Here is a 14,852-nt window from a genome sequence, read left to right as displayed (position 1 = left end):
CGGCGGCGCGCCGGACGGCGGACACCGCTTCGCCACCTGCCTCTATCTGGAGATCGACCCGGTCACCGGCGTCGTCGACATCGCCCGGGCCGGACACCCCGACCCGGCGGTCCGGATGACCGACGGAACGGTTCTCCTCCGACCCACCGCGGGCGGACTGCCCCTCGGCATCGTCCCGGACACCGACTACCCCACGACCCGGTTCACCCTGGAGCCCGGCGAGACCCTGATGATGTGCACCGACGGGCTCCTGGAGACCGGCGGCCACGACCTCGACAGCGGCTGGGAACGCGTCCGTAAGCTGCTGGAAGGCCACGACGGGTTGTCCCTGGAGGAGCTTGCCGACGGACTCGTCGAGGCCGTCCACGGCCCCGGTTCGCACCACACGACCGGCCCGCTCGCCGACCGCCGCGAGGACGACATCGCCCTCCTGCTCCTCTCCCGCCAGGGCCCGGCCGTCCGTCAGGCCCCGCGCCGCACCATGATGACCGTCGCCCAGGCGGAGCCGGAGCGGATCGCGGCCGCCCGCCGGCACCTGCGCCAGCTGCTGCACGACTGGGCGGACGAGGACCAGGTCGACTCGGCGGTGCTGATGGTCTCCGAGATGCTCACCAACGTCCTCATCCACACGGACGGCGACGCGCTCCTGATCGCCTCGGTGACCTGCGACGACCACGCGCGGCGGCTGCGGGTGGAGGTCTCCGACGGCAGCGACGAGCTGCCGCACAAGCGGCACCCGGGCGAGATGGCGTCCTCGGGCCGCGGCCTCGTGCTGATGGAGATGCTGGCGCACGCGTGGGGCGTGGACCCGCGGGGCGAGGGCAAGTCGATCTGGTTCGAGCTGAACGAGCCGCCGTCGGGGGAGGGCTGCTGCGCGTAGGCGGCGGCGCGTAGGTCGGGCGAGGCGGGCACTTGGGGAGGAGACTGGTCTCGTACGGCCGCAGGGGGGACCACGGAGCTTGCCATGGACACCCACAAGGTCGGGAGCGACACCACCGTCCTGGCCGACAGCCTCGAAATACCGGGGATCGGCCACATCCCCGTCAACGCCTACGTCCTCACCGCCAAGGAGCCGGTCGTCGTCGACACCGGACTCTCCCTCTCCGACCGGGACTTCCTCGCCACACTCAGCACGGTCGTCGACCCGTCAGACATCCGCTGGATCTGGCTCACACACCCGGACCGGGACCACACCGGCGGGATCTTCGACCTCCTCGTCGCCGCGCCCGAGGCCCGGGTCGTGACCACCTTCCTCGGCGCCGGGATCATGACCACCGAGCGCGCGCTGCCCATGGACCGGGTCTACTTCCTCAACCCCGGGCAGTCCCTCGACGTCGGCGACCGTTCCCTGCACGCCTTCCGGCCACCGCTCTACGACAGTCCGGCGACTGTGGGCTTCTACGACGACAGAACCAGGATCTGCTTCACCTCCGACTGCTTCGGCGGGCCGATGCCCAGCGCGGAGCTGGCGGAGAGCGGGCACGCGAGCGACCTCAAACCCGAGGAGCTGCGGGTCGCCCAGCTGCTGTGGGCGAGCGTGGACAGCCCGTGGGTGCACCTGGTGGACCGGGAGAAGTACCACGCCACGGTCGAACCGCTGCGGGAGATGGCGCCGGAGATCGTACTCTCCACGCACCTGCCGCCGGCCGTCCGGCTGACCGACACGATGATCGACACCGTACGGACGGCGCCGGACGCGGACCCGTTCGTGGGCCCGGACCAGGCGGCCCTGGAAGCGATGCTGAAGGCCTTCGAGCCCGGCGGGATCCCGACCGCGACCTGAGCGGACCGCGACCTGAGCGGGGGGCCCGGGGCCCGTCACGGAGCGCCCGTCGAAAAGGCCCGTCACGGAGCGCCCGTCGAAAAGGCCCATCTCGGAGAGCCCGGCGGAGAGCCCGGGTGCGAACCCGTCAGGGCTCCTTCCGGGGGGCCTCCTCGGCGTGGTCCCCGTACCGGCCCCGCAACTCCCCGACCACCCCGAACGCCGCCGCCGTCAGCGGTACGGCGAGCAGCATGCCCAGGATTCCCGCGACGGACGCCCCGGCCGTGATCGCCAGCATCACCACGGCCGGGTGCATCTGTACGGTCCGGCTCTGGATCACCGGCTGGAGCAGGTGTCCCTCGATGACCTGGACGGCCAGGACGACCCCGAGCGCCCACAGTGCGATGACGACCCCCCGGTCGGCGAGGGCGACGAGGACGGCGACGGCCCCGGAGATGAAGGCGCCGAGGTACGGGATGTAGGCGCCGACGAAGACGAGCGCGCCGAGCCCCACGGCCCCGGGTACGCGCAGGATCAGCAGCCCGACGGTGATGAGGAGCGCGTCGATCAGGGCGATGAAGGTGGTGCCGCGCATGAAGCCCTCGACCGCCTCGAAGGCGCGGCGGCCGATCGCCTCGACCGTGTCGCCGGTGGAGCGCGGGGCGAGGGAGCGCAGGGCGCCGACGGCCCTGTCGGAGTCCCGGAGGAAGAAGAAGATCAGGAACATCGCGAGCACGGCGGTGGCGAGCATCTGCCCGACGACGCTGAGGCCGCTGATCACGCCGGAGGCGGCCGTACCGCCGAACTTCTGCAGGAGTTCTCTGGAGTTCTTCGCGAGGTCGTCGAGGGAGGTCCCGGCCGCGCCGAGGTGCGCGGTGAGGTCGTCGGCGGCCTGGCGCAGCGAGGCGATGATCTGGTCGCCGGTCTCGATCAGCGCGCTGACGACGATGTAGGTGGCGCCGCCGACGACGGCGACGACCGCGACGACGGTGATCGCGGCGGCGAGGGATCTCTGCACCTTCATGCGCAGCAGGCGCCGGTGGAGGGGCCCGAGGAGCGCGGTGCCGAGGAGGGCGAGCAGCACGGGGGTGACGGCCGTCTTGAGCACGACGCACAGCCAGATGCCGACGGCGGCGACCCCGGCCGGCAGCAGCACGACGACGCACCAGGCGACGACCCGTCGGGCCGCTTCCGGAAGGAGCGGTCCCGAGGGCGGTGGGGGTGGCTGCGGCTGCCTCTGCGTCTGCACGGTGCCAGGCGACCACGGCCGTCGGCGTGTCGTCCTGCGCTAAGGGTCCGCACGGGTGACGGCGCGTCAGAAACGACGCGGGCGCGCCTTCCGGGGGTGGAGTCCCGGGAGGCGCGCCCGCGTCGGCGAGTGGGCTATTCACCCATGCCGTGGACCGCCGGGATCGTCCCGAGACGGCCCGCCTGGAAGTCCTCGAACGCCTGGCGCAGCTCGGCCTGGCTGTTCATCACGAACGGACCGTAGTGCGCCATCGGCTCGCGGATCGGCTGCCCGCCGAGCACGACGACCTCCAGGTCGGGCGTGTGCCCGTCCTGCTTCTCGTCCGCGCGGACCGTCAGCGCGCCGCCCTTGCCGAAGACCGCTGTCTGGCCCATGTGGACGGGCCGGCGCTCGGCGCCGACGGAGCCGCGGCCCGCGAGGACGTAGACGAGTCCGTTGAAGTCCTCGCGCCAGGGCAGGGTCACCTCGGCGCCCGGCCGGACGGTCGCGTGGATCATCGTGATCGGGGTGTGCGTGATGCCGGGTCCGGGGTGGCCGTCGAGGTCGCCCGCGATGACACGCAGCAGCGCGCCGCCGTCGGGCGAGGTCAGCAGCTGGACCTGGCCGCCGCGGATGTCCTGGTAGCGCGGGGCCATCATCTTGTCGGCGGCGGGCAGGTTCACCCACAGCTGGAGCCCGTGGAAGAGTCCGCCGCTCACGACGAGGGACTCCGGCGGGGCCTCGATGTGGAGCAGTCCGGAGCCGGCGGTCATCCACTGGGTGTCGCCGTTGGTGATGGTGCCGCCACCGCCGTTGGAGTCCTGGTGGTCGAAGACGCCGTCGATGATGTACGTGACGGTCTCGAAGCCGCGGTGGGGGTGCCAGGGGGTTCCCTTGGGCTCTCCCGGGGCGTACTCCACCTCCCCCATCTGGTCCATCATGATGAACGGGTCGAGGTACTGGTAGTTGATCCCGGCGAACGCGCGGCGCACCGGGAAGCCCTCGCCCTCGAAGCCGGAAGGTGCCGTGGTCACGGCGAGCACGGGGCGGGAGACGGCGTCGGCCGGGGCGGCGACGCGCGGCAGGGTGAGCGGGTTCTCGACAGTCACAGCGGGCATGGCGGGACCTCCTTGTGCGACCAGTTTAGTTGAACAATGAACTTCCTGCCACCCGGAACACGGAACGCCCGGGAGGAATTCCTCCCGGGCGCTCTCCCATCTCTCCAGCCTGTGTCAGCCGTACATCCGCCGCATCGCGAAGTCGACCATCTGTTCCACGGCCTTCGCGTCGAAGACCATCCGGTGGTCGCCCTCCATGTCGAGGACGAAGCCGTAGCCGGTCGGGAGCAGGTCGATCACCTCGGCCCCGGTGATCACGAAGTACTTCGACTCCTTGCCCGCGTACCGCCGCAGCTCCTTCAGCGAGGTGAACATCGGGATCACCGGCTGCTGGGTGTTGTGCAGGGCCAGGAAGCCGGGGTTGTCACCACGGGGGCAGTAGACCTTCGACGTCGCGAAGATCTGCTGGAAGTCCTCGGCGGCCATGGAACCGGTCGTGAAGGCCCGTACGGCGTCGGCGAGCGAGGGCGGCGACGGCTCCGGGTACAGCGGCTGCTGCCCGTACCCGCCCTGCATGCCACCCTGCATTCCGCCCTGCATCGGCTGCTGCTGCGGCGGGGCGTACTGCTGCTGGGCGGCGCTGCCGTCCGTGTGCTGGCCGTATCCGTACATGGCCCCCAGCCTATCGAGCGGGCGACGCCCGCAGGGCGGGTACGGCGGGGCGAGACGGACCCCACAGGACCCCGGGCCCCTCGGCCTGCGGCGCGGCCCAGGAACGTGCTCTTCGCACTGTTCTTCGCATCGCCCTCCATCTCTTGCTAGGTTCGCGTGAGCAATCCGGCCGCCACGGGGGTGGAACATGGCACTGAACGCCAAATGGGACGAGCTGTTCGGCGAGACCGCACAGCCCGGACACCAGCCTGTCTCGATGAATCTGGCGGGCCTCCCGGCCCCCGACGGCGGGGGCGGCAGCGGCGATCCGAATCTCAAGGCCGACGAGGGCCCCTGGCACAAGGCGGGCAACACCGCCGGCGAGCTGCGGACCAGCACCGGCACCTCGCTCACCGACCTCGACACCGCGAACGACGGCGTCACAGGCGCAACCGCCGGATTCGACTCCTCCGCCGCCCTCACCGAGATCCTCGGCACCTGGAAGACCCGGCTCACCGCCGTCCGCGACGAGTGCGGCCGCCTCGAAGCGGCGCTGAAGAGCGCCGGCCGCGACTTCGGCGAGCGCGAGGCCGACACCAAGCGCAAGATCGCCGCCGAGGCACCGGTCCCGGCGCAGAAGAAGGGGAACTGATCCCCCATGCCCACCTGGCAGCAACTGCGCGACGTGAAGCTGAACGAGTACACCGACGCGGCGGACGGCTGGGGCAAGGTCAGCTCCCGCGCCAACGCCGACAAGGACCGTGTGGACAACGGCATGTTCGCCAGGATCCACGACACCCAGAAGGGCGAGACGGCCACCCGGGCGGCCGGCGACGTCCAGCAGCTGAGCCGCAACTACCAGTACCTGCACTCCGAGTGCGGCCTGATCCGTACCGCGCTCAACGCCCTGGCCTCCGAGCTCGCCGCCCCGCAGAAGAAGCTGAAGCAGGCCCTCGAGGACGCCGAGAACCTCAAGTTCACGGTGAAGCCCGACGGTTCGGTGGAGTACCCCACCCAGTCGAACGTCCTCGCGCCGGGCAACGGCACCGCCCAGCAGGGCGCCCCCATCCCGTACCTGCCCGGCAAGGCCGAGGGCATCGGCAGCACCGACCCCAACAAGGGCAAGGCCGAGGACATCGCCGAGCGCATCGGCGAAGCCGTCCGCGAGGCCAACGAGATAGACGGCCGGTACGCGGGCGTCCTGCGCAAGCTCAAGGCGGCGCCCGGCCTCACCGTCGACGACGCCACCCTCGCCGACGCGGCCAAGGACACCAAGGCGCTCCAGGACGCGGCCGGCAAGTACGCCGACGACGACAAGATCCCGCACGGCAAGTCGCCCAAGGAGAACGCCGAGTGGTGGAACGGCCTCACCCAGGAGCAGCGTGACGAGTACGCCACGCTCTACCCGGCCTCCATCGGGGCCCTGGACGGCGTCCCCTCCGCCGTCCGCGACGACGCCAACCGGATGGTCCTCGCCGAGACCCGCGCCCAGGTCCAGCTGGACCTGAACGCCATCCCGAAGCAGCCGCAGGAGTACATCCAGAACCCCAGCGGCCAGTACCCGGCGGTCATCAAGAACCCCGCGTGGCGCGAGTGGGACGAGAAGTACGGCGACCGCAAGAAGGAACTGGAGGCGGACCTGAAGGGCATGAACTCCATCCAGGACCGCTTCGACCGCACCGGCCAGGCCGAGCGGCCCGGCGAGAAGCCGCTTCCCGAGGCCTACCTCCTCGGCTTCGACACCAAGGGCAACGGCCACGCGATCGTCGCCAACGGCAACCCGGACACCGCCACCCACACGGCGATGTACGTGCCGGGCACCACCTCCAACCTGGAGGGCATCGGCGGCGACATCAAGCGCATGGAGACCCTCTGGCGCGCCAGCGACAACCTGGCGAACGGGCAGAGCGTCTCGACGATCACCTGGCTCGGCTACGACGCGCCGCAGAGCATCGTCAAGGACGCGCCGTTCAGCCACTACGCCGACGACGGCGCCCCCAAGCTGAACAGCTTCGTCGACGGACTGCGCGCCTCGCACGAGGGCGGCCGCGACCACCTGACCGTGACCGGCCACAGCTACGGCAGCACGGTCATCGGCTCGGCCGCACGCCAGGGCCACCTGGACGCCGACGACATCTTCGTCGCGGGCAGCCCCGGCATGCAGGTCGGCAGCGCCACCGACCTGGACGTGCCCAAGGGGCACGTCTACGCCGCGGAGGCCGACAGCGACCCGTACCTCAAGGGGCTGCACCTGCCCGGCGGCGTCACCGACGGCAAGTACGGCGGCTTCAACATCCCCTTCGTCACCAGCGACCCGGTGCCCGACCTCGGCGGCTGGGGCCACGCGCCGAAGAAGGTCGACATCGACGTCCTCCCGTCGTGGATGGACGGGGACGGCGCGAGTGTCGTCAAGCCGCTGACTCCGACCAACCCCGACTTCGGCGCGCACATCGTGGCCACGGACGGCTCGCGGGGGCACAGTGGCTACTGGGACAACGGGACCGAGAGCCTCAACAACCAGGCCCGCGTCGTCACGGGCCGGTACAAGGAAGTGACCGGGCAATGAGCCGCCGTACCACCGCACGACTCGGCGGAGCCCTGACCGCCACGGCCCTTCTCCTCGCGACGGGATGCACGACGATGAGCAACGACGGCGGCCTGCCCTACGAGCCGCAGCAGATGAAGGTCGCCGCGGCCAAGGACCTGGTCCGCGCGCAGTCGAGCACGATCTACGACACGGCCGGTCTGGTCGAGGCGAACAACGGAGCCCCCGACGCCGCCCCCTGCGACGGCGTGGACCACGGCTTCCGGGTGCGCCACTTCTGGTCGATGTACGCCCCGACCGCCGACGCCCTGAAGCAGGCCATGGACAAGCTCCACAAGGAGCTGCCGGCCAAGGGGTGGAAGGTCGTCCGCTTCGAGCCGGCGAAGTCGGAGGCGAAGCAGCTCCAGCTGGACGTGGAGCACGAGAAGGACCACCACACGGCGACGGTCGAGCTGCTGCTGCCCTCGACGTACAAGGACGCCTCGAAGTGGGAGAAGGAGGCCCGGGACAGTCTCTCGGTCTCTGTCACCTCGCCCTGCTACACCGACCCGGCGTACGAGGTCGGTGACTGAGAGCTCTCGGTCACCGGCCGTGGCCGGACAGGAACGGTACGCCCGCCTCGGACGAGGCGGGCGTTCGCGTTCGCACCGCGTCCAGGGCCGTGCCTGGGCCGCCTCGGGCCCGCTCTCAGGCCGTTTTCGGGCCGTTTTCGGGAGGGTCCGCCCCTCGGCGGCAGCGATTGACGTCACAGATGTCCCGCTAGGGGTTGCTTCTTATTACCGACGGGTAGCATCATCGGTGAGAGCGTTAGCTACTTGCTGGTACGTGTACGAGGAACCTGCCTCCCCGATCCTTACGGAGCCGTCGCCATGGGGCACTACAAGTCGAATCTCCGCGACATCGAGTTCAACCTCTTCGAGGTCCTCGGCCGCGACAAGGTGTACGGCACCGGTCCGTTCGAGGAGATGGACGTCGAGACCGCCAAGAGCGTCCTGGAGGAGATCCAGCGCCTGGCCGAGAACGAGCTCGCCGAGTCGTTCGCCGACGCCGACCGCAACCCCCCGGTCTTCGACCCCGAGACCAACACCGCCCCGGTCCCCGCGTCCTTCAGGAAGTCCTACCAGGCCTTCATGGACTCCGAGTACTGGCGCCTGGGCCTGCCGGAGGAGATCGGCGGCACCACCTCCCCGCGCTCCCTGATCTGGGCCTACGCGGAGCTTCTGCTCGGCTCGAACCCGGCCGTCTGGATGTACTCCTCCGGCCCCGCGTTCGCCGGCGTCCTCTTCGAGGAGGGCAACGAGGCGCAGAAGAAGATCGCGCAGATCGCCGTCGAGAAGCAGTGGGGCTCCACCATGGTCCTCACCGAGCCCGACGCGGGCTCGGACGTCGGCGCCGGCCGCACCAAGGCCATCCAGCAGGAGGACGGCTCCTGGCACATCGAGGGCGTGAAGCGCTTCATCACCTCCGGTGAACACGACATGTCGGAGAACATCCTCCACTACGTCCTCGCCCGCCCCGAGGGCGCCGGCCCCGGCACCAAGGGCCTCTCCCTCTTCCTCGTGCCGAAGTACCACTTCGACTGGGAGACCGGCGAGCTGGGCGAGCGCAACGGCGTCTACGCCACCAACGTCGAGCACAAGATGGGCCTCAAGGCCTCCAACACCTGCGAGATGACCTTCGGCGACCAGCACCCCGCCAAGGGCTGGCTGATCGGCGACAAGCACGACGGCATCCGCCAGATGTTCCTCATCATCGAGTTCGCCCGCATGATGGTCGGCACGAAGGCGATCTCCACCCTCTCGACGGGCTACCTCAACGCCCTCGAGTACGCCAAGGAGCGCGTCCAGGGCACCGACCTGGCGAACTTCATGGACAAGGCCGCCCCCAAGGTCACCATCACGCACCACCCCGACGTTCGCCGCTCGCTGATGACGCAGAAGGCGTACGCCGAGGGCATGCGCTCCCTCGTCCTCTACACGGCCACCGTGCAGGACGCGATCCAGCTCAAGGAGGCGGCCGGCGAGGACGCGAAGGCCCTGCACGGCCTGAACGACCTGCTGCTCCCGATCGTGAAGGGCTACGGCTCCGAGAAGGGCTACGAGCAGCTCGCGCAGTCGCTCCAGACCTTCGGCGGCTCCGGCTTCCTGCAGGAGTACCCGATCGAGCAGTACATCCGGGACGCCAAGATCGACACCCTCTACGAGGGCACCACGGCCATCCAGGGCCAGGACTTCTTCTTCCGCAAGATCGTCCGCGACCAGGGCGCGTCCCTGAACGCGCTCGCCGAGGAGATCAAGAAGTTCCTCGCGGTCGGCACCGGCGGCGAGGAGCTGGCCGGCGCCCGCGACGCGCTGGCCAAGGCCGCCGTGGACCTGGAGGGCATCGTCGGCGCGATGCTCACCGACCTCACCGCCACCGGCGAGGACGTCAAGAACATCTACAAGGTCGGCCTCAACACCACCCGCCTGCTGATGGCCTCCGGCGACGTCGTCGTCGGCTACCTGCTGCTGAAGGGTGCGGCCGTCGCCGCCGAGAAGCTGCCGACCGCCTCCGCCAAGGACAAGGCGTTCTACGCCGGCAAGATCGCGGCCGCGAAGTTCTTCGCCGCCAACGTCCTGCCGGGCGTCTCCGCCGAGCGCGCGCTGGCCGAGGCCGTCGACGGCTCGCTGATGGACCTGGACGAGGCCGCGTTCTAGTACGCGTCCACGTCCATTCAGGAACGGCTCGTCCCCGGGGAGGGGGGCGGGCCGTTCCGTTTTCCGGGGTCCCGTCAACGCCATTCGGACCGTGCGTATGGTGAACGCATGAGTAGCGCACCCTCCCGCCCGTCGCAGGCGTTCGACCGCGGCCACACCGATGACCTCATGACCTTCCTGGCGGCCTCCCCTTCGCCGTACCACGCCGTGGCGAACACCGCGGAGCGCCTGGAGAAGGCCGGCTTCCGGCAGGTCGAGGAGACCGCTGCCTGGGATGCGTCCACCGGCGGGAAGTACGTGATCCGCGGGGGCGCGATCATCGCCTGGTACGTACCGGAGGGCGCCGCCCCCCACACCCCGTACCGGATCATCGGCGCCCACACCGACTCCCCCAACCTGCGGGTCAAGCCCCAGCCCGACATGGGCGCGCAGGGCTGGCGCCAGGTGGCCGTCGAGCTCTACGGCGGAACGCTGCTCAACACCTGGCTCGACCGCGACCTCGGCCTCGCCGGCCGGCTCACCCTGCGGGACGGCAGCAACCACCTGGTGAACGTCGACCGGGCCGTCCTGCGCGTCCCGCAGCTCGCCGTCCACCTCGACCGCCAGGCCAACGAGGGCCTCAAGCTCGACCGGCAGCGCCACATGCAGCCGATCTGGGGCCTGGGCGACGTGCACGAGGGCGACCTGATCTCCTTCGTCGCCGAGGAAGCCGGCGTGGACGCCGAGGACGTGACCGGCTGGGACCTGATGGTCCACGCCATCGAGGCCCCCGCCTACCTGGGACGCGACCGCGAACTCCTCGCCGGCCCCCGGATGGACAACCTGATCTCCGTGCACGCGGGCGTGGCCGCCCTCGCCGCCGTCTCCAACAGGCCCGACCTCACGTACATCCCGGTCCTCGCCGCCTTCGACCACGAGGAGAACGGCTCCGAGTCCGACACCGGCGCCCAGGGCCCGCTGCTCGGCTCGGTCCTGGAGCGCTCCGTCTTCGCCCGCGGCGGCGCGTACGAGGACAAGGCCCGCGCCTTCGCCGGCACGGTCTGCCTCTCCTCCGACACCGGCCACGCCGTCCACCCCAACTACGCGGAGCGCCACGACCCGACGCACCACCCCCGCGCCAACGGCGGCCCCGTCCTCAAGGTGAACGTCAACCAGCGGTACGCCACCGACGGCAGCGGCCGGGCCCTGTTCGCCGCGGTCTGCGAGAAGGCCGGCGTGCCGTGGCAGACGTTCGTCTCCAACAACGACATGCCCTGCGGCACCACGATCGGCCCGATCACCGCCGCCCGCCACGGCATCACGACCGTCGACATCGGCATCGCGATCCTCTCCATGCACAGCGCCCGCGAACTGTGCGGCGCGGACGACCCGTTCCTCCTCGCGAACGCGCTGGTGGCGTTCCTGGAGGGATAGAGGCCGCCACCCCGGGTACCCGATCCCGACTACCCCACTAGGAGGCGGGATTCATGGGCCTGGGAGGCTGCATCATCCTCATCGCCGTGGGCGCGATCCTCACGTTCGCCACGGACTGGGAGCTCGACGGCGTCAACCTCGACCTGGTGGGACTGATCATGATGGCGGTCGGTCTCATCGGCACGGCGACCTTCACGAGCATCGCGCGGCGCCGACGGGCCGTCGTCCCACCGGTCGCCCCCACGGTGGTGGACGACGACCGCCGCGACCGCGGCTACTGACAGCACAGCACCGTCGCGAAACATCCGCGAAAGGCCCCTCCTGGCACCTTGCGTCTCATGGTGCGTCAAGAGGGGCCTTCCCGCAGGCAGTTCATCGCCGGTCTCACCGCCGCCGTGGTGCTCGGCACGACAGCGGCCGGAGCCGTCATCGCCCGATACGCCGAACGCCCGCCCTGGGGAACGGACATCGCCTACGAAGGCGGCTACGTCCAGGCCGTCCGCATCCGGAAGTACGACCAGGACGGCGAACGGACCCGCGCCCTGCTGGCCGGGGAGTGCGCCGCCATGGAGCGACGCGGAATGGGCGGCGACCGCGCCGTCCACGACCCGGCGGCATGGGTGTCCGGCTGCCTGGACGGAGCGGCGGGCCGCCCGTCCAGGAACCAGGGGATGGTCCGTTAGGCGTCCAGCCCGGCGAGGATCAGCGGCAGCCGGGTAGCCCCGCCCTCCGTCACCTTCACCGGAACGCCCCAGTCCTGCTGGTGGACATGGCAGGCCGGGTACTCATTCGCCGGGTCGTCGTCGCAGGACGCCGCCATCGCCGAGACGTGCAGCACGCCCTCGGTGACCGACGGGTCGAGCTCCAGCTCGCGGAAGAGGTCCGTGCCCGTGCCCTCCCCGGCGACCAGCAGCCCGGGCGGGGTCGAGGAGACCAGCAACCGGGTCGAGGGGCCGTACCGCTCGTCCAGCTTCTGACCCGTCGGCGCCTGGAAGACGACATCGAGACGGAGCCGGCCGGGCGCCACCTCGGTGGCCTCGCGCTGCGTGCGGTGCGCGACCGACTCGACCTGGACGGCCTCCTCGGGCAGCCGCAGCCGGGTCAGCCGGTGCCGGGCGGACTCGACGACGACGATGTCGTCCCCGACCAGCACGGCGTCGCTCGGCTCGCGCAGATCGGTCGCCAGCGTGGTGACCTCACCGGTGGCCGGGTCGAAACGGCGCAGGGCGTGGTTGTACGTGTCGCTCACAGCGACGGACCCGTCGGGCAGGGCGGTGACGCCCAGCGGGTGCTGGAGCAGCGCCTGGGCCGCGGCGCCGTCCCGGTGACCGAAGTCGAACAGTCCGGTGCCGACCGCGGTGTGGACGGTGCCCTCGGTGTCGATCCAGCGCAGGGCGCTGGTCTCGGAGTCGGCGATCCACAGCCGGTCCTCGGTGGCGGCGAGCCCGGACGGCTGCGCGAACCACGCCTCCGCCGCCCGCCCGTCGAGCAGGCCCTCGTTGGTGGTGCCGGCCGCGACCTCGACCGTCGCCGTCTCCGGGTCGTACGTCCACAGCTGGTGGACACCGGCCATGGCGATCCAGACCTTCCCCTGCCACCAGGCGACGTCCCACGGCGAGGAGAGGTCGACGTCGAGCGCCGGCCCGGAGGTGGGCGAGCCCTGCCACCACTGCTTCCCGGTGCCGGCGATCAGCTCGATCGCGCCGGTGGCCGGGTCGAAGGTGCGCAGCGCGTGGTGGACGGTGTCGGCGACGACGACCTTCCCGTCGGGAAGCAGCGCGAGCCCCTGCGGCTCACGGAAATCCCCGTCGCCGATGCGGCGGACCACGGTCTCGCCATCCGCCGCCAGCTCGACGAGCTGGTGCCGGGTGGTGTCCGAGACCAGGTAGTTGCCGGAGGGCAGGACGACCGCCTTGCCGGGGAAGCGTAGATCGGTCGCGACCGGCTCCGGCGGCACGTAGGGCCCGTCCCCGCGCCGCAGGGTCCCCTTGGCGCCGTGTTCGGCCTCCAGCTCCTCGACGAGGGTGCGGATCGCGTTGGCGTGCCCCTCGCCCGCGTGCTGGGCGACGATGTACCCCTCGGGATCGACGACGACGAGCGTCGGCCACGCCCGTACGGCGTACTGCTTCCAGGTCGCGAGCTCCGGATCGTCGAGCACCGGGTGGTGCACCTCGTACCGCTCGACGGCGTCGACGACGGCCTGGTGCTCGGCCTCGTGCACGAACTTGGGCGAGTGGACCCCGATGATCACGAGGGTGTCCCGGTGCTGCTCCTCGAGCTCGCGGAGCTCGTCGAGGACGTGCAGGCAGTTGATGCAGCAGAACGTCCAGAAATCCAGGATCAATGTGCGGCCTCGGAGGTCGGCGAGCTTCAGATCCTTCCCGCCGGTGTTGATCCATCCGCCCTTGCCGATCAGCTCGGGGGCACGGACACGGGCACGGCGGGTCGCGGGCGCAGGGGTGGGCGCCGGGGCTGCATCGTTCATGCTTCAAGCTTGCCATCCGCCGATGAACGCCCGATCAGCTCGGGCGAGCGGAGCTGCCGCGGTCCGCGCGGAGCTGCTGCGATGCCTTCGGCCTGCCGTACGGGTGAAATCGGCGGCCGGGAGGGGAGCGGCGGCGTGTCTTGCCCATGGCATGTGCCTGGGGACTGGCCCCATGGACGGGATGATTATCCGATTTTTCTCCGTCTCTTCGTCTCCTGGGTGCGAGGTGTCATGCGGCGTCGGCATGCGGGTCTCGTGCTTCTGGCCCTCTGGGCGGCGGTCCTCTCCGCCGTTCCGGCGGCCCGCGCGGGCGGGACGGGGGACGGTGCGCTGCGGCTCACCGTGAGCTTCGAAACGGGCACGAGCGGCTCCTCGCCACCGCTCGTGCGGGCCGGAGACCTCGTGGTGAAGCGATACCTGCTGGTGAACAGCGGGGAGGCGCATGTGTACGGGGTCCGGGTGAGCGATCCGGGGGTGACCGTGCACTGTCCCGCCGGGCCGCTGGTCGCGCTCGGCTCCCTCGTGTGCACCGCCCGGTTCCGTGCCGAGGCGGGGTACCACGGGGGCACGGTGGAGGCGTCCGGGGACGTTCCCTCGCTACAGAAACGGCTCACGGCGACCGCCCGCTCGGACTACACCGGCGTGGACGGGACGGAGGCGCAGGGGAGCCCCGGGGCTCCTGGGGCTGGTGAAACTGGTGAAACTGGTGGAGCTACGGAGGGTCAAGGGGTTCCCGAGGCCGCCGGTAGTGGGACGGCTCCCGGGGCCGCCGGTGCGCCTGGTGTTCCAGCGGCACCGGGTGCGCCCGGCGTGCCGGGTGTTCCAGCGGCACCGGGTGCGCCCGGCGTCCCTGGTGTTCCAGCGGCACCGGGTGCGCCCGGCGTCCCTGGTGTTCCAGCGGCACCGGGTGCGCCCGGCGTGCCGGGTGCTCCAGGGACTCGGGTTGCGCCCAACGCTCCCGGTGCTCCTGGCGCGCCCGCCGTGCCCGGTGCTCCCGGTGCTCCCGCCGTGCCC

At 70.9% G+C, this 14,852-nt stretch carries 13 protein-coding genes; 9 read left to right on the top strand and 4 right to left on the bottom strand.

All coding sequences use genetic code 11. The features are described 5' to 3' along the window. A partial coding sequence (locus J7E93_RS34015) for an ATP-binding SpoIIE family protein phosphatase (RefSeq protein ID WP_215073900.1) occupies positions 1-880 on the top strand: 880 nt, incomplete at its 5' end. Positions 881-964: 84 nt separating this feature from the next. Then, positions 965-1,783 (top strand): MBL fold metallo-hydrolase, encoded by an 819-nt coding sequence (locus J7E93_RS34010; RefSeq protein WP_215073899.1) that lies wholly within the window; start codon positions 965-967, stop codon positions 1,781-1,783. A gap of 127 nt (positions 1,784-1,910) precedes the next feature. On the opposite strand, the gene J7E93_RS34005 is transcribed toward J7E93_RS34010, so the two are convergent. The 3 genes from J7E93_RS34005 to J7E93_RS33995 all read right to left on the bottom strand — a co-directional run bounded on the left by J7E93_RS34005 (position 1,911) and on the right by J7E93_RS33995 (position 4,720). Next, a complete protein-coding gene (locus tag J7E93_RS34005; protein WP_215073898.1) occupies positions 1,911-3,011 on the bottom strand; it encodes an AI-2E family transporter in 1,101 nt (366 codons plus the stop codon). Positions 3,012-3,145: 134 nt separating this feature from the next. Beyond that, positions 3,146-4,108, bottom strand: a complete 963-nt coding sequence (locus tag J7E93_RS34000) for a pirin family protein (RefSeq protein ID WP_215073897.1) — start codon at positions 4,106-4,108, stop codon at positions 3,146-3,148. A 114-nt stretch (positions 4,109-4,222) separates the two neighbouring features. Continuing rightward, on the bottom strand, positions 4,223-4,720 hold the full coding sequence (locus J7E93_RS33995) for an SseB family protein (protein ID WP_215073896.1): 498 nt from the start codon (positions 4,718-4,720) through the stop codon (positions 4,223-4,225). Positions 4,721-4,907: 187 nt separating this feature from the next. On the opposite strand from J7E93_RS33995, the gene J7E93_RS33990 reads away from it, so the two are divergent. From J7E93_RS33990 to J7E93_RS33960, 7 genes are all read left to right on the top strand, one after another. Beyond that, positions 4,908-5,351, top strand: coding sequence for a hypothetical protein (locus tag J7E93_RS33990; RefSeq protein ID WP_215073895.1), 444 nt, complete (start codon positions 4,908-4,910; stop codon positions 5,349-5,351). Between the two features lie 6 nt (positions 5,352-5,357). Beyond that, on the top strand, positions 5,358-7,265 hold the full coding sequence (locus tag J7E93_RS33985; protein WP_215073894.1) for an alpha/beta hydrolase: 1,908 nt from the start codon (positions 5,358-5,360) through the stop codon (positions 7,263-7,265). Continuing rightward, on the top strand, positions 7,262-7,816 hold the full coding sequence (locus J7E93_RS33980) for a hypothetical protein (RefSeq protein ID WP_215073893.1): 555 nt from the start codon (positions 7,262-7,264) through the stop codon (positions 7,814-7,816). The genes J7E93_RS33985 and J7E93_RS33980 overlap by 4 nt, the downstream gene beginning before the upstream one ends. 297 nt (positions 7,817-8,113) lie before the next feature. Then, on the top strand, positions 8,114-9,940 hold the full coding sequence (locus J7E93_RS33975; protein ID WP_215073892.1) for an acyl-CoA dehydrogenase: 1,827 nt from the start codon (positions 8,114-8,116) through the stop codon (positions 9,938-9,940). A 108-nt stretch (positions 9,941-10,048) separates the two neighbouring features. After that, a complete protein-coding gene (locus tag J7E93_RS33970) occupies positions 10,049-11,353 on the top strand; it encodes a M18 family aminopeptidase (protein WP_215073891.1) in 1,305 nt (434 codons plus the stop codon). A 53-nt stretch (positions 11,354-11,406) separates the two neighbouring features. Next, positions 11,407-11,634 carry a DUF6458 family protein gene (locus tag J7E93_RS33965; RefSeq protein ID WP_215073890.1) on the top strand — a complete coding sequence of 76 codons (228 nt, stop codon included), beginning with the start codon at positions 11,407-11,409 and terminating at the stop codon, positions 11,632-11,634. A 57-nt stretch (positions 11,635-11,691) separates the two neighbouring features. After that, positions 11,692-12,036 (top strand): hypothetical protein, encoded by a 345-nt coding sequence (locus J7E93_RS33960; protein WP_215073889.1) that lies wholly within the window; start codon positions 11,692-11,694, stop codon positions 12,034-12,036. Here J7E93_RS33960 and J7E93_RS33955 read toward each other — a convergent pair. Next, the gene (locus tag J7E93_RS33955; protein ID WP_215073888.1) at positions 12,033-13,838 is read right to left on the bottom strand and encodes an NHL domain-containing thioredoxin family protein; all 1,806 of its coding nucleotides are present in this window, start codon (positions 13,836-13,838) and stop codon (positions 12,033-12,035) included. The genes J7E93_RS33960 and J7E93_RS33955 overlap by 4 nt on opposite strands. Positions 13,839-14,852 lie beyond the last annotated feature (1,014 nt).

The sequence above is a fragment of the Streptomyces sp. ISL-36 genome, assembly GCF_018614205.1.
Classification (GTDB): domain Bacteria; phylum Actinomycetota; class Actinomycetes; order Streptomycetales; family Streptomycetaceae; genus Streptomyces.
Note: the sequence above shows the minus strand (reverse complement) of the source record. Positions and strands in the feature narration are given on the sequence as shown.